Source organism: Stenotrophomonas sp. GD03877 (assembly GCF_029840555.1).
Classification (GTDB): domain Bacteria; phylum Pseudomonadota; class Gammaproteobacteria; order Xanthomonadales; family Xanthomonadaceae; genus Stenotrophomonas; species Stenotrophomonas geniculata.
This window is the reverse complement of record NZ_JAOCCT010000003.1, coordinates 130,836-152,197: the sequence shown is the minus strand read 5'-3', so window position 1 is coordinate 152,197 and position 21,362 is coordinate 130,836. Positions and strand designations below refer to the sequence as shown.

The 21,362-nt window shown below is 67.5% G+C and carries 23 protein-coding genes; 16 read left to right on the top strand and 7 right to left on the bottom strand.

Features of this window, described 5'->3' with window-relative positions:
- Positions 1-47 precede the first annotated feature (47 nt).
- The 9 genes from N5D20_RS03170 to N5D20_RS03130 all read left to right on the top strand — a co-directional run bounded on the left by N5D20_RS03170 (position 48) and on the right by N5D20_RS03130 (position 9,208).
- Complete coding sequence (locus N5D20_RS03170) at positions 48-1,100, top strand: sensor domain-containing diguanylate cyclase (RefSeq protein ID WP_279914269.1); 1,053 nt, start codon at positions 48-50, stop codon at positions 1,098-1,100.
- A 118-nt stretch (positions 1,101-1,218) separates the two neighbouring features.
- Positions 1,219-2,244 carry an AI-2E family transporter gene (locus N5D20_RS03165; RefSeq protein ID WP_279914270.1) on the top strand — a complete coding sequence of 342 codons (1,026 nt, stop codon included), beginning with the start codon at positions 1,219-1,221 and terminating at the stop codon, positions 2,242-2,244.
- 162 nt (positions 2,245-2,406) lie between these two features.
- On the top strand, positions 2,407-4,149 hold the full coding sequence (locus N5D20_RS03160) for a GGDEF domain-containing protein (protein ID WP_248854436.1): 1,743 nt from the start codon (positions 2,407-2,409) through the stop codon (positions 4,147-4,149).
- A gap of 229 nt (positions 4,150-4,378) precedes the next feature.
- Positions 4,379-4,810: a pyridoxamine 5'-phosphate oxidase family protein gene (locus N5D20_RS03155; RefSeq protein ID WP_029379872.1), complete on the top strand. Its 432-nt coding sequence runs from the start codon at positions 4,379-4,381 to the stop codon at positions 4,808-4,810.
- Positions 4,811-4,904: 94 nt separating this feature from the next.
- Entirely contained in the window at positions 4,905-5,489 is a 585-nt protein-coding gene (locus N5D20_RS03150) for a hypothetical protein (RefSeq protein WP_049413497.1), read from the top strand.
- Between the two features lie 184 nt (positions 5,490-5,673).
- On the top strand, positions 5,674-6,141 hold the full coding sequence (locus N5D20_RS03145; protein WP_010483460.1) for a DUF2975 domain-containing protein: 468 nt from the start codon (positions 5,674-5,676) through the stop codon (positions 6,139-6,141).
- A complete protein-coding gene (locus tag N5D20_RS03140) occupies positions 6,141-6,365 on the top strand; it encodes a helix-turn-helix transcriptional regulator (protein WP_010483459.1) in 225 nt (74 codons plus the stop codon). Before N5D20_RS03145 ends, N5D20_RS03140 begins: the two co-directional genes overlap by 1 nt.
- 43 nt (positions 6,366-6,408) lie before the next feature.
- Entirely contained in the window at positions 6,409-7,950 is a 1,542-nt protein-coding gene (locus tag N5D20_RS03135; RefSeq protein ID WP_029379871.1) for a TerC family protein, read from the top strand.
- Between the two features lie 121 nt (positions 7,951-8,071).
- Positions 8,072-9,208, top strand: a complete 1,137-nt coding sequence (locus N5D20_RS03130; protein ID WP_032952464.1) for a metallophosphoesterase — start codon at positions 8,072-8,074, stop codon at positions 9,206-9,208.
- Between the two features lie 136 nt (positions 9,209-9,344).
- On the opposite strand, the gene N5D20_RS03125 is transcribed toward N5D20_RS03130, so the two are convergent.
- The 5 genes from N5D20_RS03125 to N5D20_RS03105 all read right to left on the bottom strand — a co-directional run bounded on the left by N5D20_RS03125 (position 9,345) and on the right by N5D20_RS03105 (position 12,914).
- On the bottom strand, positions 9,345-9,983 hold the full coding sequence (locus N5D20_RS03125; protein WP_049413541.1) for a ferric reductase-like transmembrane domain-containing protein: 639 nt from the start codon (positions 9,981-9,983) through the stop codon (positions 9,345-9,347).
- A gap of 83 nt (positions 9,984-10,066) precedes the next feature.
- Complete coding sequence (locus N5D20_RS03120; RefSeq protein WP_057502669.1) at positions 10,067-10,801, bottom strand: putative DNA-binding domain-containing protein; 735 nt, start codon at positions 10,799-10,801, stop codon at positions 10,067-10,069.
- Complete coding sequence (locus N5D20_RS03115; protein ID WP_049413507.1) at positions 10,794-11,639, bottom strand: DUF692 domain-containing protein; 846 nt, start codon at positions 11,637-11,639, stop codon at positions 10,794-10,796. Before N5D20_RS03115 ends, N5D20_RS03120 begins: the two co-directional genes overlap by 8 nt.
- Before the next feature lie 54 nt (positions 11,640-11,693).
- A complete protein-coding gene (locus tag N5D20_RS03110) occupies positions 11,694-12,170 on the bottom strand; it encodes an EF-hand domain-containing protein (RefSeq protein WP_010483445.1) in 477 nt (158 codons plus the stop codon).
- A 99-nt stretch (positions 12,171-12,269) separates the two neighbouring features.
- Positions 12,270-12,914: a DoxX family protein gene (locus N5D20_RS03105; protein ID WP_010483443.1), complete on the bottom strand. Its 645-nt coding sequence runs from the start codon at positions 12,912-12,914 to the stop codon at positions 12,270-12,272.
- 293 nt (positions 12,915-13,207) lie between these two features.
- Between N5D20_RS03105 and N5D20_RS03100 the strand changes: the two genes are divergently transcribed.
- The 6 genes from N5D20_RS03100 (at position 13,208) to N5D20_RS03075 (ending at position 19,094) form a co-directional block, all read left to right on the top strand.
- Positions 13,208-14,002 (top strand): alpha/beta hydrolase, encoded by a 795-nt coding sequence (locus tag N5D20_RS03100; RefSeq protein ID WP_279914271.1) that lies wholly within the window; start codon positions 13,208-13,210, stop codon positions 14,000-14,002.
- Positions 14,003-14,005: 3 nt separating this feature from the next.
- Positions 14,006-14,551, top strand: a complete 546-nt coding sequence (locus N5D20_RS03095; protein WP_049455590.1) for a redoxin domain-containing protein — start codon at positions 14,006-14,008, stop codon at positions 14,549-14,551.
- 57 nt (positions 14,552-14,608) lie between these two features.
- On the top strand, positions 14,609-15,349 hold the full coding sequence (locus N5D20_RS03090; RefSeq protein WP_010483437.1) for a response regulator transcription factor: 741 nt from the start codon (positions 14,609-14,611) through the stop codon (positions 15,347-15,349).
- Positions 15,346-16,659 (top strand): ATP-binding protein, encoded by a 1,314-nt coding sequence (locus N5D20_RS03085; protein WP_010483435.1) that lies wholly within the window; start codon positions 15,346-15,348, stop codon positions 16,657-16,659. The genes N5D20_RS03090 and N5D20_RS03085 overlap by 4 nt, the downstream gene beginning before the upstream one ends.
- Positions 16,660-16,742: 83 nt before the next feature.
- Positions 16,743-17,756, top strand: coding sequence for a hypothetical protein (locus tag N5D20_RS03080; protein WP_279914272.1), 1,014 nt, complete (start codon positions 16,743-16,745; stop codon positions 17,754-17,756).
- Between the two features lie 78 nt (positions 17,757-17,834).
- Positions 17,835-19,094, top strand: coding sequence for an MFS transporter (locus tag N5D20_RS03075; protein ID WP_019336973.1), 1,260 nt, complete (start codon positions 17,835-17,837; stop codon positions 19,092-19,094).
- A 4-nt stretch (positions 19,095-19,098) separates the two neighbouring features.
- Here the strand turns inward: N5D20_RS03075 and N5D20_RS03070 are convergent, their stop codons facing one another.
- Complete coding sequence (locus N5D20_RS03070) at positions 19,099-20,046, bottom strand: nucleoside hydrolase (RefSeq protein ID WP_049413510.1); 948 nt, start codon at positions 20,044-20,046, stop codon at positions 19,099-19,101.
- Between the two features lie 151 nt (positions 20,047-20,197).
- Between N5D20_RS03070 and N5D20_RS03065 the strand changes: the two genes are divergently transcribed.
- Complete coding sequence (locus N5D20_RS03065; RefSeq protein ID WP_049413512.1) at positions 20,198-20,530, top strand: hypothetical protein; 333 nt, start codon at positions 20,198-20,200, stop codon at positions 20,528-20,530.
- Positions 20,531-20,640: 110 nt separating this feature from the next.
- On the opposite strand, the gene N5D20_RS03060 is transcribed toward N5D20_RS03065, so the two are convergent.
- Positions 20,641-21,360: a GntR family transcriptional regulator gene (locus tag N5D20_RS03060; protein ID WP_019336976.1), complete on the bottom strand. Its 720-nt coding sequence runs from the start codon at positions 21,358-21,360 to the stop codon at positions 20,641-20,643.
- Between the last annotated feature and the right edge of the window lie 2 nt (positions 21,361-21,362).

The following is a 21,362-nucleotide window of genomic DNA, read 5'->3' as shown; positions in this document are numbered from 1 at the left end:
CCGGCAAGGGCCTTGGTGGCAGCTGCGATCGCTCAAGGGGGTCGGCAATGCCGTTCTTGACGGACTCGACCGAGGTCTCGGTCGAAGGCATCGGCGCGGCACGGCGCATCGGCTGGATGCGTTTCGTGGGCAACGGGTTGGGGGCGATCCCCATTGCTTCGATCATGCTCGAACGCCAGGACGGTGCGCTGGCGTGGAGCCTGCTGCTGCTCAATGCGCTGGCCTGGCCGGCGCTCGCCCTCGTGCTGACCCATCGCTCACGGCAGCCCGCGGTGGTCCAGTTCCGCTGCATGGTGATCGATTCCTTCTTTGGCGGTGGCTGGATCGCCTTCATGGGACTCAGCGTGATGCCCAGTGCGTTGTTCGCCGCGCTGCTGGTCGCCGACAAGATCGCCGCCGGCGGGGTGAAGCTGGCGGTACGGGCCACACTGGCGCTGGCAGTCGGGTTCGCGCTCACCTGGTGGGTACTCGGGTTTCCCTATCAGCCGGTGTCATCGCAGCGCACGATCGTACTCAGTGTGCCGTTCCTGTTCGTCTACGGCATCGGCCTCAGCATCCTCAGCTGGCAGCTGGCGCGGCGGGTGAAATCGCAGAACCGCCAGTTGAAGCGGCTGAGCCGGATGGACCCGCTGGTGGAGCTGGCCAACCGCAGCTTCCTGATCGTCCGCGCGCAGCAGGCACTGGACAAGGCGCAGGGGCAGGGTGGTTTCGCCTGCCTGCTGATGCTTGATGTGGATGACTTCAAGCGCATCAATGACTCGCATGGTCATCGTGCCGGGGACGAAGTGCTGCGCCATATCGCCTCCACCTTGCGCGCCTTCGCCCGGCCCGGCGATACCCCTGCGCGGCTGGGAGGCGACGAGTTCGTCGTGCTGCTGCAGGACTGTGCGCCCATCGATGCGATGCATGTGGCAGAGCGGGTTCGTCTGCAACTTCTGGAAGCAGCACGGCAGGCAACGCCGGGCATCGAGTTCAGCGTCAGCATCGGCATTGCTGCCACGCCGCGGGGCGGCAGCGTCGAGGACTGGCTGGCATTGGCCGACCGCGCGCTCTACCACGCCAAGCGCCAGGGCAAGAACAACGCCAGCTATGGCGAATGAGTCGGCGCGGGCTGCAGCAGTGCTGTCGCAGCACGAGGCCTGATGCCCGTTCATCCTGCACCCGGAATCGTCGTCGCCAATCCTCTACCATGGGCCACCCCGCCCGGACGCGCCGCCCATGCAAGACGCCCTCTTTGCCCAGCCCAAGCCCCCCGTTCCGAGGATCGCGGCCTGGCTGATGATGCTGCTGGGCATGTGGCTGGCGTTGAAGCTGGGCCTGGTGGTGACCCTGCTGTCGGGGCTGCTGGTGTTCCAGCTGACCCACGTGCTGGCGTCGACCGTGGAAGGCAGGCTGCCGCCGGGAAGGGCGCGGGCAATCGCGGTGATCGTGCTGTCGGCGATCATCATCAGCGGACTGGTGCTGGCCGGCATTGGCGTGGCGTCGTTCTTCCGCAACGAGACCGGCGGGCCGGACGCGCTGCTGGCGCGGCTGATGGACATCCTCAATTCTTCGCGCCACCAGGTACCGGCGCTGCTGCAGCCGTATATCCCCGAAGACATGCCGGCGCTGCGTGCGGCGCTGAATGACTGGGCCGCCGAACACCAGCGCCAGCTGGGCGTGGCCGGCACGTCGGTGGTGCAGGTGGGCGTGCGCGTACTGATCGGCATGGTGCTGGGGGCGATGATCGCGCTGTATGACGAACTTCCGCTGCCGAAAATGGGGCCGCTGGCGCAGGAACTGATCGGGCGCACCAGCCGCCTGGCCACCGCGTTCCGCCAGGTGGTGTTCGCGCAGGTGAAGATCTCGCTGCTCAACACCGTGTTCACCGCCATCTTCCTGCTGGGCGTGCTGCCGCTGTTCGGCGTGCATCTGCCGCTGTCCAAGACGCTGGTACTGATCACCTTCATCGCCGGCCTGCTGCCAGTGGTGGGCAACATCATCTCCAACACGATCATCACCATCGTCGCGCTGTCAGTCTCGTTCTACGTGGCCGTGGCCGCGCTGCTGTACCTGATCGTGATCCACAAACTGGAATACTTCCTCAACGCGCGCATCGTCGGCGGTGAAATCCATGCCCGCGCATGGGAGCTGCTGCTGGCCATGCTGGTGATGGAAGCGGCGTTCGGCCTGCCCGGGCTGGTGGCGGCACCGGTGTTCTACGCTTACGTGAAACGCGAACTGGTCGACCAGCGCTGGATCTGACCCGGCGTGACCTGTCGCATCTGACCGGCTGGACGGGGGGCGCCGGCGTTGTCGGCGCGTTCGCGCGCGCTGCGCTATATCCACCCCGGCGGATCGTACGGCGCTGGCTTGGCGCCGCCGGAGCCGCTCGCTACAGTGAGCCGCACTTCAGGGGAATTCTGCATGGCCGGCAAGGCATCGCCCATCAGGTTGCGGACCTGGGTCTGGATCCTGGCTGGGCTGTTCGTGGTGTGCACGCTGCCGTTGATGGCCATCGCCCTGGTCCAGGGCACGCTGCGCTACACCGGCGCCGAAGACAACCTGACCAGCCTGCGCCAGCTGCGGCAGACCTTCGATCTCGCCAACCTGGCTTCGGCCGAGCGCGGTCCGGCCAACAGCCTGCTGGGGGCTGACCCGGCCGCCGCCGCCGAACAGGCGCGGCTGGCCGCGCAGCTGGCGGCCGCGCGCAAGCGGGTCGACACCGCCATGCTGCAGCTGGAGACCGAGTTCAAGAACGACCCGGGCGTGCTGGATGAGCGTGGCCTGCTGGCCGACGCGCAACGTCGCCTGCAGTCGGCGCGGGCTGCGGTGGACCGGGTGGCGGCGCAACCGCACGATGCGCGCCGGGTGGAGGCGGTGGAGCGTGCGATCAGTGGCATGTTCGCCGTGGTTGATCGCCTGCACCTGCTGACCTCGGCACAGATCAACGTGCTGGTCAGCGCCGACCGTGAAGCGGCGATTCCGGCGATGCAGGGCCAGGTGCTGATCGATCTTCGCGAACATGGCGGCCGCCTGGCCTCGAACGTGATGGCGCCGGTCGCGGTACCGGGGGCATGGCGCGAGGAGCAGGTACGCGCTGCACTGCAGACCGAGGGCCGCCTGCTGGAGCTGTGGCGGTTGGCGGGCAGCCATGAGTCGGTGTTCCGCAGCGACCCGGAACTGTCATGGCACTGGGACATGGCACGACGGCAGTTCTTCGGCGAATCGCTGCCGATGATCGAGCAGTTGATCGAGGATGGCCGCCGTGGTGTACCACCGCCGTGGACCGCTGCCGAATTCACCACGCGCTACGTGCCTACCCTGCAGTCGCTGGAAGCCCTGCGTGATGGCTACCTGAGCGTGTCCATCGCCCGCTACGAACGCACCCGCAACCGCGAGGCCATGCGCCTGGCTGTGCTGGTGGCGACCGCGCTGGGCACGCTGGTGGTGCTGGGCGTGGCCCTGCGCATCGCCCACCTGCAGATCCTGCAGCCACTGCTGCAGGCGCAGAAGCAGGTGATCCAGCTCGCCACGGATGCACCTGGCCCGGAGCAGCATGTCACCCATCCGCTGGCCGAGATGCAGCGCCTGTTCGACGCCATCGAAGTACTACGTGAGAAATCGCGCGAGCGCTCGGCACTGACCAGCGAGCTGCGCCAGCTCGCCGGCACCGACGAGCTGACCGGACTGTTGAACCGGCGCGCGCTGGATGAGGTGGTGCAGCAGAGGCACGCCGGAGGCGATGCAAGCGCCGTGGTGATCCTGCTGGATGTGGATCGCTTCAAGGCGATCAACGATGGCCATGGCCATGAAGCCGGCGACGAAGTGCTGGTGCAGGTGGCGCAGTTGCTGCAGCGCCACCTGCGCCGCAGCGACAGCATCGCCCGCTATGGTGGTGAGGAGTTCCTGGTGCTGCTGGCCGACGGTGATCTGGCCGGTGGCCGCCAGCTGGCCGAGTCATTGCGATTGGCCCTGCAGCAGATGGACATCGAGCTGGCCGGTGGCACCGTGCTGCGGGTGACCGCCAGTTTCGGCGTGGCCGAGGGCGGCACCGACGCGCTCGGCTGGCGCACCCTGCTGCGTGCCGCCGATGCGGCCATGTACCGGGCCAAGGCGCAGGGGCGCGATCGGGTACGGGTGGCGGGGGGCGGTCGCATCACGCGCTGATGGCACGCGTCAGCCAATGCGTGCATGCACCCGTCGCAGCGTCTGCAGGATCGCCCGGCGCGCGATGGGGCGTGCAGCTGCTGCAAACGCAGGTGGGGTGGTGAGCAGCGCGTCACGCACGCGCCACGCGCCCTATCTCGCTTTCTGTGAAGAAGCCGACATTGACCTTCCACGCTTCGGTCACCACTCTGCGCAGACGCTGGGATTCCACTTGATGAAGGACGACACCATGACCCAGCTCACACTGCCCGAACTGGCCAAGAAGATGGCCGACATCGATTTCACCATGCTGCAGACCCGCGCCGGCGGAGAAATTGCCGGTCGTCCGATGAGCAACAACGGTGACGTGGACTACGACGGTGACAGCTGGTTCTTCACCACAGAAGACACCGACATGGTGCACGAGATTGAGGCTGACCCCGCCGTTGCGCTGGGTTTTTCCGGCAGCAGGTCACTGCTGGGCAAGCCGCCGTTGTTCGTGCACGTGCAGGGAAGGGCGGCGCTGGTGCGCGATCGCGCTGTGATGCGCGAGCACTGGGTGAAGGATCTTGAGCGCTGGTTCGAGCAGGGCGTGGATACACCGGGGCTGGTACTGATTCACGTGCGCGCCAGCCGCATCCACTATTGGGATGGCGAGGACCAGGGCGAAATGGCAGTCTGACCCGGCAGCGGGAGGCTGGTGGCCATCGCGGCCATTGCGCGGCGCGCCAGGCCTTTGCCATCCTCCCTGCTGTTTTCCGTAGCGTGGAATCCCGATGCGTCCTGCGTTCTTCTGGCTGGCTTTGGCCCTGCTGCCCACCCTGGCGGTGGCGCAACCCGCGCGTACGCCCAAGGCCAAGGCCCCGGCGCAGGATCCCTTCAGCGAGCTGTTCGATACCGCCTGCATGCAGCACATCGGTGCGCCGGCGCGGTTGCAGTCGTTGATGGAATCCAACGGGTTGTCGCCGCTGCAGCCCGCCGAAGCCGCCACGCTGTTGCAGGGGCAATCGGGCGTGGCGTGGATGGTGCCTCTGGCCAGTGGCCGCTATGCGGTGAGCTGGGCTGACGATGGCACGTGTACGGTCTACGCCGAAAAGGCCGACGCGGCGGTCGTGCAGAAGGGATTCGCCCGGTTGGTGCAGGCCGCACCCAAACCGTTGCAGGTGCGATCGCTGCCAGGGCGTGGGCCACTGTCGGCCGATCAGGTGGCCATCCAGTACGGCTGGGCCACGCCGGGGCAGGGCACGCTGCAGGTGCGCTTCCGCCTGGTCACGCGGCAGGCGGCCGATGCAGGCGTGCAGGCGATGGCCTCGGCGGCCCCGGGCGAAGCGATGCTGGAGCAGGGCGCGCCTGGGCCCTGACAGGGGCCACGCGCGCGATTCAGCCTTTCACGCGGCGTGTGGTATATCGTTTATCGATAAATCCACTCCGGGGCGGCGAGGCCACCCCAATGCCGGAGGCCGCTTGACCGCTCGTCCCGCCCGCGCCAGTCCCGCGCGAGGCCTGTTCACCCTGGCCCAGGCCGCCGTACAGGCCGTCCGGGCGATGTGCTGGCTGGGCATCCTGGCCGCACTGCTGGCCGTGCCGCTGGTCGCCCATGACCGCCGCTGGCTACTCGACAGCGTCCATGATGCCGGTGCTGTTGCCGCGCACGGCAACGACCTGTTCCTGCACTTCTGCCTCGGCCTGGGCGCGATCGTCGCGCTGCTGGTGCTGTGCCTGCTGTTCCTGCGCCATCTGCTGCGGCTGCTGAAGTCGGCGGCGCGCGAGCGGCCGTTCACCCACGCTAACGCGCAGCGCCTGCAACGCATGGCGTGGTTGATGCTGGCGATGGAGCTGCTGTCGATCCTGATCGGCGCTTACGCGGCCTGGATGGGGCCCGACTTCACCTGGATGGAGGTGGGCGGCGGCATGTCGATCACCGGCCTGGTGGCGGTGCTGATGCTGTTCGTGCTGGCGCGCGTGTTCGCCGTGGGCGCAGCGATGCGCGATGACCTCGATGGTGTCATCTGATGGCGATTGTCATCACCCTGGACCGCATGCTGCAGGAACGGGGCATGACCCTGTCCGAGCTGGCCGGGCGCATCGACATCACCCTGGCCAACCTGTCGATCCTGAAAACCGGCAAGGCGCGTGCCATCCGCTTTTCCACCCTGGATGCGATCTGCCGTGAGCTGCAGTGCACGCCCGGTGATCTGCTCGGGCATGACCCGACGCAGGCGCAGGACGCTGACTGAGTGCTTTCCCTTTTTCCCTACCTACTGACGAAACGGACCTGAAATGGAATGGTTGGCTGACCCCTCGATATGGATGGGCCTTGCAACCCTGGTCGTGCTGGAGATCGTTCTCGGCATCGACAACCTGGTGTTCATCGCGATCCTTGCCGACAAGCTTCCGCCGCACCAGCGTGACCGCGCGCGGGTGATCGGCCTGGCGCTGGCCCTGCTGATGCGGCTGGTGCTGCTGGCCGCGCTGGCCTGGATCATGAAGCTGACCGAGCCGCTGTTGACGCTGTTCGACCACAGTTTCTCCGGACGCGACCTGATCCTGCTGGGTGGCGGCCTGTTCCTGCTGTTCAAGGGCACCATGGAACTGCATGAGCGGCTGGAAGGCCGCCAGCACGAGGACAATGGCAAGAAGGTCTACGCCAGCTTCGCGATGGTCGTGGCACAGATCGTGGTACTCGACGCGGTGTTCTCGCTGGACTCGGTGATCACTGCGGTCGGCATGGTCGACAACCTGGGCGTGATGTACGCCGCGGTGACCATCGCGATGGCATTGATGCTGGTGGCCAGCAAGCCGCTGACCCGCTTCGTCAACAAGCATCCCACGGTGGTGGTGCTGTGCCTGGGCTTCCTGCTGATGATCGGTTTCAGCCTGGTGGCCGAGGGCCTGGGCTACAAGATCCCGAAGGGCTACCTGTACGCGGCCATCGCTTTCTCGATCCTGGTCGAGGCATTCAACCAGTGGGTACGTTTCAACCGCGAGCGCAACGAGCGCCGCCAGCCGTTCCGCCAACGTACTGCGGATGCGGTGCTGCGCATGCTGGGCGCGCGCCCGACCAATGGCCACGACGACGAAAGTGCTGACGAACACGTCGATGCCGAAGAGCGCCTGCAGCCGGCCGAGCACGAGATGATCCGCAGCGTGCTGGGGCTGGCGGATCGCCCGGTGTCGAGCGTGATGACTGTGCGCGCCGACGTGCAGTGGATCGACCTGGCGCGTGGACAGGACGACGTGGTGGCACGCCTGGTGGCATCGCCGCACACCCGCCTGCTGGTCGGCGACGGCGACCTGGACAGCCTGCGAGGCGTGGTGCAGAGCCGCGACCTGCTGGCCGACCTGCTGCAGGGCAAGCCGCTGCAGCTGGAAGGCAACCTGCGTGAGCCGCAGTACGTGCTGTCCAGCGCCAGTGCGCTGCAGGCGCTGGAACTGATCCGCCAGCACCCGGTGCCGCTGGCGGTGGCGGTGGACGAGTACGGCAGCGTGGAAGGCCTGGTGACCGCCAACGACCTGTTGGCGGCCATTGCCGGTGACCTGGTCGACACCCAGGACGAGCGCTATGGCGTGGTCATGCAGGGGGAAGGCCAGTGGGAGGCCGACGGTGCGCTGACCCTGGACGATCTGCAGCGCCTGGCGGGCGTATCGCTGCCGCGCAGTGCCGACTACATGACCATCTCCGGCCTGGTGCTGGAGCGCCTGGGACGCCTGCCGGACATCGGTGACGCAGTGGAGATCGCGGATGTACGCATCACCGTACTGGCGATGGAGAAGCGTCGCATTGCCCGCCTGCGCGTGCAGCGCCTCGACGGAATGGCCTGACCCGCCTGTTGATGTAGAGCCGAGCCCATGCTCGGCTGCATGTTGAGAAGCCGAGCATGGGCTCGGCTCTACACAACACGGCCCGCAACCGTCACCATGGCGGGCCCGCTTTCTGTCATGGATGGTTGCAGTGCTGAGTACGATCGGTTTGTTGATGGGCCTGTATGTGGCCTGGCGCCTGTTCTGGCCACTGCGCATGCCCACCTGGATGAAAGTCGTGCTGTCACTGCTGTTGGTGGGCGTTGCCGTGCAGCTGCGCATCGTCGCCATGTTCTGGGGCACGATGGCCTCGCCCGAGATTCCGAAACTGGCCATCGCCACGCTGGCCACCGGCTCCACGGCGGTGTTGCTGCTGGCGTTGCTGATGCTGGCGCTGGACGTGAGCCTGCTTGCTTCCCGCCTGCTGCGCTGGCCACGCGCGGTAGCCGCATTGCGCACGCGGAGTCTGCGACCGGCGGCCGGCTTGCTGGCCCTGCTGGTCAGTGGTTATGGCATCAGCCAGGGCATGGCGGTGCCCCAGCCTCGGCAGATCGACGTGGCGATCAAGGATCTGCCGGCCGCGTTCGACGGCTATCGCGTGCTGCAGCTGACCGACATCCACGCCAGCCGCCTGCTGACCGGTGACTGGGTGCGCAGGGTGGTGGACCAGAGCAACGCACTGACGCCGGACCTGATCGTGATCACCGGCGACCTGATCGACGGCAGTGTCGAGGCCCGCCGTGACGACGCGCGTCCACTCGTGGACCTGCGGGCGCCGGACGGCGTCGTCGCCATCACCGGCAACCACGAGTATTACGCGCAGTACCAGGCGTGGATGCAGGCGTTTCGCGCGCTGCACATGCAGGTGCTGGAGAACAGCCACATGCAGGTGCGGCGTGGCGATGCGGCGCTGACCATCGCCGGTGTCACCGACCCGGTGGCGGCACGCTACGGCCTGCCGCTGCCGGATATGGACGCTGCATTGGCTGGCGCCGATCCCTCCGCGCCGGTGATCCTGCTCGATCATCGCCCACGCAATGCGCGTGAGGCCGCTGCGCGCGGTGTGAAGCTGCAGTTGTCCGGGCATACCCACGGCGGCCAGATCATCGGCATGGACCAGCTGGTGAAGCGGGCCAACGGTGGCTATGTCTCCGGGCGTTACGAGGTGGACGGGATGACACTGTACGTGAGCAATGGCGCTGGCCTGTGGGCCGGATTCCCCGCGCGCATCGGCGTGCCGTCGGAGATCACCCTGATCACCCTGCGCCGCGCCCCGTGACCTGAAGTGGGGTCAGATCCCTTTCCGCAGGGAATTCGCTGCCTTTCGTGCTGGGATCCCTCTGTAGAGCCGAGCCCAAGCTCGGCTGAACCAGAGGCAGCCGAGCATGGGCTCGGCTCTACAGGTAACCGCCTCCTCAAGAACTCCGCAGCGGCGGCCGCGCATGCGCATCGCGCCGCAGCGACTGCGCCCGCTTGGCGATCGCACGCACCACGACGGCGGTGAAGAGCAACGCGGAGGGCACCGCGTACCAGAAGTTGCCGGGCACGCGCTTGAAGTACGAATAGGTGAACACTGCGGCGATGATCCACATGCCGGTCACGTGCAGGCGACGCCACGCAGTGGGACCCATGCGGCGGGCGATGCCACGATGCGAGGTGATGGCCAGGGCGAGGATGGCTACATAGCCGATCGTGCCCGGCAGGTTGGCCAGGGCTGAGCGCGCCGGCCAGAACGCGGGGTTGAGGATGCCGAAGGCGGTGATCGCCACCGCATGCAGCAGGTGCGAGAACGCGAACGACAGGCCGACGATGCGACGCTCGCGCAGCAGGAAGCGGGTGAACGGGCCGGGCAGCAGGCTGGCGAACGAGGATGCGGTGAAGGCGACCAGGAACAGCAGGAACGATGTGCGTGCCGTCACCCGGATCGCCGCGCGGCTGCCCTCGACCACGTCGGGCTGCAGGGTGAACGCCGCCAGTGCGAAGGCGATCAGGACCACGGCGATGGCCACGAACAGGCGCCAGCCGTGCAGGGAGGACGTATTGGAAACAGCCATGATCAAACCTCGAATCAGGAAATGGGTGGCACCGGCCTCTGGCCGGCCAAGGAATGGGGAGTACCGGCCGCTGGCCGGCGCCTTCAACAGTCGTTCGGCACAACCAGCACGCCGGCCGCGCACAGCTCGCCCAGCAGCGGAATGCAGGCTGTGCGTAGTTCGTCGGCGGCCACGCCATGCAGATCGGCCAGTACCTGCAGCGCGTCTTCCGCACGGGCGCCGTCATCGCCGAACGCCGACAGCAGCGCATATGCCAGCGGTGAAAGTTCCTGCACCTGCAGGCTGAAGTCACCCAGGCGTCGCAGCAGCAGCAACGTCGGCATCGCGGTAGGCGCACCGTTCTGGCCGGCGTCCTCATGCACAGGCCACTGGTAGCCCAGCACCCGCACCAGTGGAGACAGCGCCAGCACGCTGCCTGCCTGTGGCGCATGCAATGGCTGCTGGCCGGTGTCCCGCGCTTCAATGTGCAGTGCCTGCTGCGTGCTTTCGTAATGCGCCAGTTCCGCCACCCAGCCCGGCAGCGCGAGGTCTGCCTGCACGCCCAGCCACGCGGCGAATTCGCCGGCGATCTGCGGGAACAGTGGGGTATGGCAGGCATGCCGCGCGTAGTAGTGCTCCACGGTGTCGCGCCAGCAGGCATCACCCAGTTGCGCCTGCAGGCGCGGCAGGCTACCTGCCAGCAGGCTGTCCAGGCTGTCGATGCAGAGGCGGCGGTAGACCGCCATCCGCCGTGCATCGATGCCCTCAGGCGCGGGCATCGATGGGTCGCGTACATGGTCGGCCCAGCGCTGCTGCAGGGTGGCCAGCGGCTCAGCCATGGGCCACCTCGGGCAGCAGCACATCGGCCTGTGCGTGGCGGATCTGCTCCACCTCGGCCAGCAGCTCGGCCAAAGGCGGGAAGTTGAAATCGCGCTCCAGCAGGGTGGGGCGCACGCCGACACGCGCATAGGCCTCACCCAGCAGCGCCCAGACCACGCCCTTCACCGGCGCGCCGTGGGTGTCGATCTTGAAGCCATCGTCTTCGTCGAAGTGGCCGGCCACGTGCAGCGAGGCGACGCGATGCGCCGGCACGCGTGCCAGGAAATCGAAGGCGTCGTAGCCGTTGTTGCAGGCGTTGACGAAGACATTGTTGACGTCCAGCAGCAGGTCGCAGTCGGCCTCGGCCAGCACTGCAGTGATGAAGTCGATCTCGCTCATGTCCGCGCCTGGCACGGCGTAGTAGGAGATGTTCTCCACGGCGATGCGCCGGCCCAGTGTGTCCTGCACCTGGCGGATGCGACCGGCAACGTGATGCACGGCCTCGGTGGTGAACGGCAGCGGCAGCAGGTCATAGACATGGCCGCCGGCGGCGCAGTAGCTCAGGTGTTCGCTGTACAGCTGCACCTGGTGCAGGTCGAGGAACGCGCGGGTCTGCGTCAGCAGGGTGCGGTCCAGCGGGTCCGGCCCTCCCAGCGACAGCGACAGGCCGTGGCAGGTCAGGCGGTGTCGCTCACTCAGCTGGCGCAGCGCGGCGCCGTGGGCACCGCCAACTCCGATCCAGTTGTCCGGCGACACTTCGAGGAAGTCGATGGCATCGGCCGGCATCGCCAGCAGTTCATCGATCAGGCCACGGCGCAGGCCGAGACCGGCACTGGCGGAAGGCAGGGGCAAGCGCATGCGACGGTACTCCAGGGCAGTGGCGCCGCCGTGGCGGCAGCGCCGGGGGGGCGATCAGTCGTTGACGCGGGAGAACAGGCCCTTCGGCATCGGTTTGCCGTTGGCGGTGTAGACACTGCGCAGGTAGTCGTGCGCCTCCTGTTCGCTGATGTAGCCGTCGTGGTCGGTGTCGATGCGGTCGAATTCAGCGGCGCGCTTGGCCGCCACGGCGTTGAACTCGGCACGCGAGACCCGGCCGTCGTGGTCACGGTCGGTGCGGGCAAACGAAGCGTCGCCGCACTTGCCTTCGCCACACTGGCCTTCGGCCACCTTGGCCTTGGCGGCAGGCTTGCCAGTGGCGGCCTTGTTGGCGCCGCACTTGCCTTCACCGCACTTGCCTTCGGCGGCGGCGCTCATGGCCACGGCACCGATGGCCAGTGGCTGGATCGCGGCCGCCTGGCCGGCCAGCAGCAGGCCACCGGCCAGGGCGATGCCGATGGCGCCGATGCGCGGCAGACGGGAAGCAGCGGTGTTCTTGGTCGAGACGGACATGGTGATGACTCCTTGGATGGGCACGCAGGGCGTGCGGGATGGACGCCGCTTGAAGGCGACGGAAACGAAGGGAAGAAGCGCGGGAAGGGGTTAAGCGGATCAGGCGTTGCGGCGACGGCGCAGTCGGTAACCCAGCAGCAGGGCGCCGCCGAGTAGTGCGCCACCGAAACCGATACCGGGCAGCAGCGCGGCGACCGGCAGCAGCAGGGCGATCAGGCTCACGCCCCAGCCGAGGCCGTCGTTGCCCGCCGCGGCGCGCTGCGGGCCGGCCAGCAGGCGGTCCAGGCTGAGTGCACCGCCGCCGTTGAGGATCAGCGGCAGCAGCATGGCCAGGAACAGCAGCGGCAGCTTGAAGTTGCCGTAGCCCTGGTCGGTGATTGCGTAGCCCTGCCACAGCTCACCCAGGCTGTTCCATTGGTCCGGCCAGTGCACGGCAGCGATGGCAACAAGGGTCAGCACCCAGAAGATGTAGGCCACCGAGCGCGTGGCCAGGCCCAGCAGCAGCATCACCGCGCCCACCAGTTCCAGCCAGGTGGCCAGCTGCCAGTTGAGTGACGCAGGCAGGGTGGAGAACGGGAACGGGAAACGCCCTTCCAGGTCGGCGAACCAGTTCTGTCCGCCCAGCTTCTCGCGGCCCGATTCAAAGAACTCCCAGGCCAGCAGGGCGCGCAGCGCCAATGGCGAGAGCCAGCGGCCGACGGCGTCCAGGCGGGGTGTATACACGGAAGAAGCGGAGCTGATCATGGGAGTGTCCTGCGGGCCAGTGGTCGATGGAGGCCATTCCGAGCCACGCAGGTATCGGCAACGTGTGCTGTTGCCCGGGGTTTTGTCAGCGACTGTGGCTGTGTCAGGGGTTCGTACAGTCAGATACAAAGACGCCGCGTCGGGCGTTCGCCGGGCCATGCCCAGCGGCCGAATGTATCCAACTGTAGAAATCTGCCGCCGCCCTACAGTCCGGTACAACTCTGCCTCGCAGCGAAACAGCGCCGATACACCCCCAGGCGGAAATGGCCACTCCCAACACCGGAGTGCCACCCATGATCCGCACCACCCTGCTCGCCGCTGCCCTCGCCCTTGCCGGCGTCGCGACGCCGGCATTCGCCGCCGAGGCCGATGCCGGCGCCACGCCCACCGTCATCCTGGTCCACGGTGCCTTCGCCGATGGCTCCAGCTGGAACAAGGTCATCACCACCCTGCATGACTGGAAACTGCCTGCGGTGGCCGTGCAGAACCCGCTCACCTCGCTGGCCGACGATGTGGCCGCCACCCGTCGCGCGATTGCCGCCGCACCGGGCAAGGTCGTGCTGGTCGGCCACAGCTGGGGCGGCACGGTCATCACCGAAGCGGGCAACGATCCCAAGGTGCAGGCGCTGGTGTACGTGGCCGCATTCGCACCGGATGCCGGGCAGTCATCGGCACAGCAGGGCGAGGGCTATCCGGTCGGCCCGGGCCTGACGCGCCTGCAGGAGAAGGACGGCTACCTGACCCTGCCAGCCGACGCCATCGCCCAGGACTTCGCACCGGATGTGATGAAGAAGACCGCTGCACTGTTGTACAGCACGCAGGTGCCATTGAAGGCCAGCGCGCTGGGTGAGTCCGTCACTGTGGCCGCGTGGCGCAGCAAGCCGAGCTGGTACGTGCTCAGCCGTGACGACCGCATGTTGTCGCCGCAACTGCAGGCGGCCACCGCAAAGCGCATTGGCGCGCAGCTGCGATCGATCGGCAGCAGCCATGTGTCGCTGCTCTCGCACCCGGCTCAGGTGGCTGACAGCATTCTGGAAGCCGCAGGCGTGAAGCCGGCCGAACTGCCGCTGGCCGAGCAGGGAGGCTGAACGATGGGCGCGCTGCGTGTGTATGTACTGCCGTTGCTGCTGGGCCTGCTGGGTGGGGCGGCGCTGCTGATGGCCTGGCCCAGCCCGGAGGCCGGTGCGCATCCGGCGCAGGCCGCTCCTGCTGCCGGGTTCGATGGCGGCGGGCCCTGGCACAACAGCCCACCGCTCGCGTTGAATCAACTGCGTGGGCAGGTGGTGCTGGTCGAGTTCTGGACCTACGCCTGCAGCAACTGCCTCACCGTGGCACCGCATGTGCACCAGTGGCATGCACGTTACGCGCGGCAGGGGCTGCAGGTGATCGGCGTGCATACTCCGGAGTTCGCCTACGAAGGCCTGCCCGGCAATGTGCGCAAGGCCATCGCGCGGCTGGATATCACCTGGCCGGTGGTGCAGGACAACCAGTACCGGATCTGGAACGCCTGGGGCAACCGCTTCTGGCCGGCGCTTTACCTGGTCGACCGGCAGGGCAGGGTGGTCTACCGCCACTACGGTGAGGGCGACTACGCACGTACCGAGAGCGAGATCCAGCGCCTGCTGGCCAGCCCCTGAGCCGCGCTACCATGGCCGCGCCGCGCGGCCTTGACCTCCGTCTTCATCGAGAACGCAATGAACCACGTACCGCACATCCTTGTCGTCGACGATGACAGCGAGATCCGCCAGATGCTGGCCGACTACCTGCAGCGCAACGGCCTGCGCGTCAGCCAGGCCGATGGCGGCCGTGCGATGCGCGCGCTGATGGACACCCACGCGGTGGACCTGGTGGTGCTGGACGTGATGATGCCCGGCGAGGACGGGTTGAGCCTGTGCCGCAACCTGCGTGCCGGCAAGCATCGCGCGGTGCCGGTGGTGCTGCTGACCGCCCGCGACGACGAAACCGACCGCATCATCGGCCTTGAAATGGGCGCCGATGACTACGTGACCAAGCCGTTCTCCTCACGCGAACTGCTGGCGCGCATCAATGCGGTGATCCGGCGCACGCAGATGCTGCCGCCGAACCTGCAGGTGAGTGAAGCCGGCCGCCAGTTGGCCTTCGGCGACTGGCGCTTGGATACCACTGCCCGCCATCTGCTGGATGCGCAGGACACCGCCTATCCGCTCAGCGGTGCGGAATTCCGACTGCTGCGCGTGTTTCTCGACCACGCCAACCGTGTGCTCAGCCGCGACCAGCTGCTCAGCCTTACCCAGGGCCGTGATGCAGAACTGTTCGATCGTTCCATCGATCTCCTGGTCAGCCGCGTGCGCCAGCGCCTGGGCGATGACGCGCGTGAGCCCACCTACATCAAGACCGTGCGCAGCGAAGGCTACGTGTTCAGCGTGCCGGTGCAGCTGCTGGGGCCGGAGGAATGAACGCCCGCGCGCGCCGCCTGCCGTGGCCGCGCACGCTGTCGGCGCGCCTGCTGCTGGTGCTGCTGGGCGGTTTGATCCTGGCCCATGCGCTGTCCTTCGGCCTGTTGTTCTACGAACGCTACCAGTCCACCCGCAGCATGATGCTGCGCAACCTGGACGAGGATGCAGCAGTGAGCGTGGCCCTGCTGGAACACCTGCCGGCCGACCAGCGCCAGGCCTGGGTGCCGCGGTTGGAGCGGCGCACGTACCGTTACCTGTTGCGCCCGGCACAGGCCGGCCCGGCGTTGGAAACCGATCGTGCGCGCCAGGTCACCGCCATCATCGATGACAGTCTGGAACACCGCTATCCGCTGCAGGCGCGGCAGGTGGCACGGCTGCCGGAACGTTTTGAAGTGGAGCTGCGCCTGCACGACGGTTCACCGTTGACCATCGAAGTCACACCGTCGGGCCTGCCGCTGGCGCGCTGGCTGCCGGCCGTGCTGCTGGTGCAGCTGGCCCTGCTGCTGGTATGCGCCTGGCTGGCGGTGCGGCTGGCATTGCGCCCGCTGCGGCAGCTCTCGCACGCCGTCGAGCAACTGCAGCCTGGCAAGGACGCACCGATGCTGCCCGAAGACGGCCCCGCCGAAGTGGGCACGGCCGCAGCCGCGCTCAATGCACTGCAGGCGCGGATCCGTGGCCATGTCAGCGAGCGGCTGCAGATTCTGGCGGCCATCTCGCACGATCTGCAGACGCCGATCACGCGCATGAAGCTGCGCGTGGAAACCCTGCCCGAAGATGCCACCCAGCAGCGCCTGCTGGATGACCTGGACCACCTGGGGCAACTGGTGCGCGAAGGCGTGGCCTACGCGCGCAGCAGCCACGTGGCCAGTGGCGCGCCAGTGGCGATGGATCTTGGCGCGTTCCTGGCCAGCGTGGTGGGCGACTATGAAGACATGGGCAAGGCGGTCAGTGGTGGCGCACCCACAGGCCTGACCGTGCAGACCTGGCCGCAGCCGCTGCGGCGGGTGGTCGGCAACCTGGTCGACAACGCGTTGCGCTACGCCGGTAGTGCCGAGATCGAGGCGGGGCGCGATGCAGCAGGCCGGCCGTGGATCAGCGTGTCCGACCGCGGCCCCGGCATCCCGGAGGACCAGCTGCAGGCGGTGCTGGCACCGTTCCATCGGCTGGAAAGCTCACGCAACCGCGATACCGGCGGCACCGGGCTGGGTCTGGCCATCGCCGTGCAGCTGGCGCAGTCGCTGGGCGGCTCGCTGCGGCTGCACAACCGTGAGGGCGGTGGCCTGCGGGCCGAATTGCAGCTGCCGGGGTAACTGGCGGGGTCAATACATCCACGCACCTGCATGGCCTCGGGATCGGCGATCATCTAGCGGGTGTCGAAACCAGGAAACACGCAATGCAGGGAACGCAGCATTCAATCCAGCGTGCGCGCCACGTCGCGCTGCTGGTCGGTCTACTCGTGCTGGCCGCATGTCAGCGCACACCGGATGCGCTGACCGGGACACCCGCAGCGGGCACATCGCTTGCCGCCCCGGCCACGGCAACAGACCTCTCTCCGCTCCTCGATGCCTTGCCGACCTGCGCGCTGGACGGCTGGTACATCGATCATCAGACTGGGCGTCCGGCCCATCCCTGGCTGGCCGAGGACGCGTCGACACCCTGCAAGGTGGATGAGGAAAACGAGATCGCCACGTTCTGCGTGCGGGGGCAATGGAAAGGATTGCCGGTGGAGGAGGTGATCCTTCCGACGATGACGTTCGTTTCATTCCGTGGTGCGAAGATCGGCCTGCCGCTGGAGAGGGCACGCTCGATTGTCCGCCATCAGTTCGGGCAGGATTTCCCGGGTGGTGCGGCCTACGAGGCGGGACGCGAGCCGAAATTGATGGCCGATCCCGAGGATGCACAGCGCTCGTGGCTGCTGTGCAGCACGCCGGAACCGGGAGACGACCTGGACAACCAGGCAGGCGTGAGCTATTCCGGCATGAACCTGCCCTACGACCACGACGGATGCAGCTATCGCTACAGCCCGATCGATTTCTGCGATGCGCAGCACGTGGCGCGCATCGAGGAAGCCCTCAGGAACGAAAAGCCCAACTTCAACCAGCACTACCTGCTGGTGCAGGCCGATGATCGCCCCGGGTTCTTCCAGCGCTCGGTGGTGCTGGTCGACACGCGCACCGGACGCGCCACGCCATTGCCGATCGATGCCTTCACCGGGCCAGCGGAGAAGGGCGGAGACGCCATCCGCTACGGAACCCTGGAAACGGGTGTGGACCAGCAGCAGTTCTGCCTGGATGGCGCGCTGCTGGTCTACCGCGTGTTCGAGGAAGGGCGATTCTGCTTCGGCTTTGACGGTGAGCGCTTCACCGGCCATGAAACCCAGTACATGCAGGCGACGGATAGTCGATGACCCGTATTTCACTCCGGCCATGACATCCTGCCAGGAACCTGCACCCACGGGAACGAGGCTGTTGAAGGCGAACAAGCAATGACCGCGGCGCGGCAGCGCTCGATGTGGGTGGCCGGCCTGTCCACGGTGGTGGAGTGGTACGACTTCACCCTGTACCTGTACTTCGCCACGGTGTTGTCGCGGGTGTTCTTCGGTGGTGGCGAGCAGGCGCTGCTCGTCACGCTTGCCGGCTTCGCGGTGTCCTACCTGATGCGTCCACTGGGCGCGCTGTGCTTCGGCCACCTGGGCGACCGCCTGGGCCGGCGCTGGATGCTGCTGGCTTCGATGGCGTTGATGGCGGCGGCAATGCTGGCCACTGCGCTGCTGCCAACCGCGGCCACCGCAGGCACCACGGCGGGCGTGCTGCTGCTGGTACTGCGCTGCGTGATGGCGTTTTCGGTGGGCGGCGAATACACCGGCGTGGTGGCCTACCTGCTGGAAAGCGCACCCGTGCGGCGACGAGGCCTGGTGACCTCGCTGGCGTCGGCAGCCAGCGAAGTGGGGGCGCTGCTGGCGGTGGCGATTTCCGCGCTCACGGTCGCGCTGCTGCCCATCGCGCAGCTGGACAGCTGGGGCTGGCGCATTCCGTTCTTCTTCGGTGCCGCGCTGGCACTGGTGATCCTGGTTGCGCGGTCGGGCATGCGTGAATCGCCTGAGTTCGAGCGCCAGCAGCGCGAGGGCAGCATTCCCGCCACGCCGCTGCGGCATGTGCTCCGCAACCATCCCGCAGCAGTGGCGCGCACCTTCGCGATCTCGGCGCTGGGCTCGATCACCTACTACGTGGGCATCACCTACGTGCCGTCGTTCCTGCATGCGCAGGGTCATGACGAAGCCGATGCGCTGTGGCTGTCGACGATTGCGGCAGTGGCGGTGATCGCGATCACGCCACTGTGCGGCGCATTGTCCGACCGCGTCGGACGACGGCCGGTGCTGCTGGGCCTGACCGTGCTGGCAGCGCTGCTGCCGCTGTCCCTGTTCGCGTGGATGGCGCAGGCGACGGCGCTGGGCATCGCGCTGGCCGCCGTGCTGCTGGCCTGCGTGGCCGGTGGTGTCAGTGCGGTCGCGGCCCCGGCCACGGCCGAGCAGTTCCCGGGCGAAGGCCGGGTCAGCGGGTTGGCACTGGGTGTGACCATGGCCACCGCGGTGTTCGGCGGCGCGACGCCTTGGCTGGCGCAATGGTGGGTGGAACGCAGCGGCTGGGCGGCGGCACCGGGCGCGATGATCGCGCTGGTGGCAGTGCTGGTGCTTCCGGTGCTGTGGACCCTGCCCGAGACCGTCCCAGGCAGGGCCAGACGCTAGCCGATCAGACCTTCAGGGTCTGCTCGATGTCGGCCAGTACCGCGGCCGCATCCACGCCGATGGCGACGGACTGCAGCACGTGGCCATCCCACACGCTGGGGCCGAAGCCCATGCCTTCCGGCTTCGGAATGGTCATGCCACGGGCAACGCCGTCGGTGGCCACGCGCACGCTGGCACGCTCGAACTGGAACAGCTCCGGACGGGTCAGGGCAATGCAGGCGCAGCAGTCGTGCACGACCATGCCCTTGTGGCCGGCCTGCAGGTAGAAGTCCACGTAGTCCTGCGACAGTGCACGGACCAGCTCGGCGTCGGCGCCGCCGAGTGCGGCCAGTTTATCCAGGCCGTCACGGTCCATTTCCACGCGGGTGGTCACGTCCAGGCCGATCGCGGTGACCGGCCAATCGGTGGTGAACACCACATCGGCTGCTTCGGCATCGCCCCAGATGTTGGCCTCGGCGGCCGGGGTGATGTTGCCGTTGACGTGGAAGGCGCCGCCCATCAGCACCACGCCGCGCACCAGGCCGGCGATGTCCGGTGCCTGCTGCAGGGCCAGGGCCAGGTTGGTCATGCGGCCCACGGCGACCAGGGTCACCTCGCCCGGATGGGCGCGGACCAGGTCGATGATCAGCTGGTGGGCGGGGCGCGCGTCGGCGGTCACGTCCAGTTCGGCCGGCACCGGGTGGTTGCCCAGGCCGTTGTGGCCGTGGATGTGCACCGGCCAGGCTTCCGGGGTGGCTTCCGGCTGCAGCGGGCCACCGGCACCGCGCGCGACCGGGGCGGCAAAGCCCCAGGCCTGCTTCAGGTACAGCGCATTGTGCGTGGTCGACTCCACCGAGGCATTGCCGAAGGTGGTGGTGACGCCGATCAGGTCGATCTGGGCGTGCTTGTGCAGGTACAGCAGGGCCAGGGCGTCGTCGACGCCCGGGTCGGTATCGAAAATGACTTTCAGCATGTTGTTGTTCTTCTTCTTCCGTGTGGTGCGGGGGGCGCCGGCGGCCCGGAGACAGGCCGGCGCGCCCTACATTGTCCCATCTTCATGACAGGCAGGGCCAATGCCGGCGCGGCGGGCCATAATGCCCCCAGTCCAGGCACGGAGTCGCCGCATGCTGATCGTTGCCCTTCTGCTGGTCCTGCTGGTGCTGGGCCTGAACGTGGTGGCTACCGTGGTGATCGTCAAGCGTGATGGCCTGTCGGCGGGCGGCCGGACGGTGCAGTTGCTGCTGATCTGGCTGCTGCCGCTGGTGGGCGCAATCCTGTGCATGGCGGTGGCCACGGCCGATGGCTCGGGAAGCCGGGGGGACAACGGTCTCGGCGGTGCCTACGATTACTCGGGCGGGTATTCCGGCGACAACTACAGCCAGCACAACCACAGCAGCTCCGACTGTGGAAGCGACGGCGGCAGCAGTGACGGTGGTGGTGGCAGCTGCAGCGATTGAGGTCTCTGTAGAGTCGAGCCTTGCTCGACTGCACTTCGCTCCAACGCCGCGGTGCCTGATTGAACAGCAGTCGAGCATGGCTCGACTCCACAAATGCGACGACGGCCTGCTCAGCCGCCGCCTTCGGTCGGCAGCGGCGCCGGCACATTCAACAACCCGCCTGCCGCGACATAGGCGGCCAGCGCCTGGCCCTGGCTGAGCAGGTGGCGCTCCATGGTGCGTTCGGCGGCGGCGGCATCGCGCCTGCGGAAACACTCCATCAGTTCGCGGTGCTCGGCCAGCGACTGCGCGGTACGGCCCGGAGTCAGCAGCTGGCGGCCACGGTGCATCTTCAGGATGCGGTGCAGGTCGTGGGTGATCCGGATCAGCCACGGGTTGCCGGCGTAATGTTGCACGGTCTCGTGAATGAGGTAGTTGTTGCGGTAGTACTCGGCGATGTTGCCTTCGGCCGCTGCCGTCTCCATTGCTGCATGCAGGTCTTCCAGCTGCTGCACACCGGCATCGTCGATGTGCTTCACCGCCTCGTGCGCGCAGCGGCCTTCCAGCATAGCCATCACCGGAAACAGCTGGTTGAGGTCTTCCAGCGTCAGTCGCGTGACCCTGCTGCCACGACCCGCATCGATCTGCACCAGGCCTTCAGCGGCCAGCAGCTTCAGCGCCTCGCGCAGCGGTGTGCGGCTGATGCCCAGTTCTTCGCACAGCGCGGGCTCGTCGATCCACTCGCCCGGCGGCAGGCGATAGTCATAGATGCGTTCGCGCACGTGTTCGGCCACCTCTTCGTACAGAGGTGCGCGCTTCTTCGGTGACCGCGGGGCAGGGGCAATAGCCATGC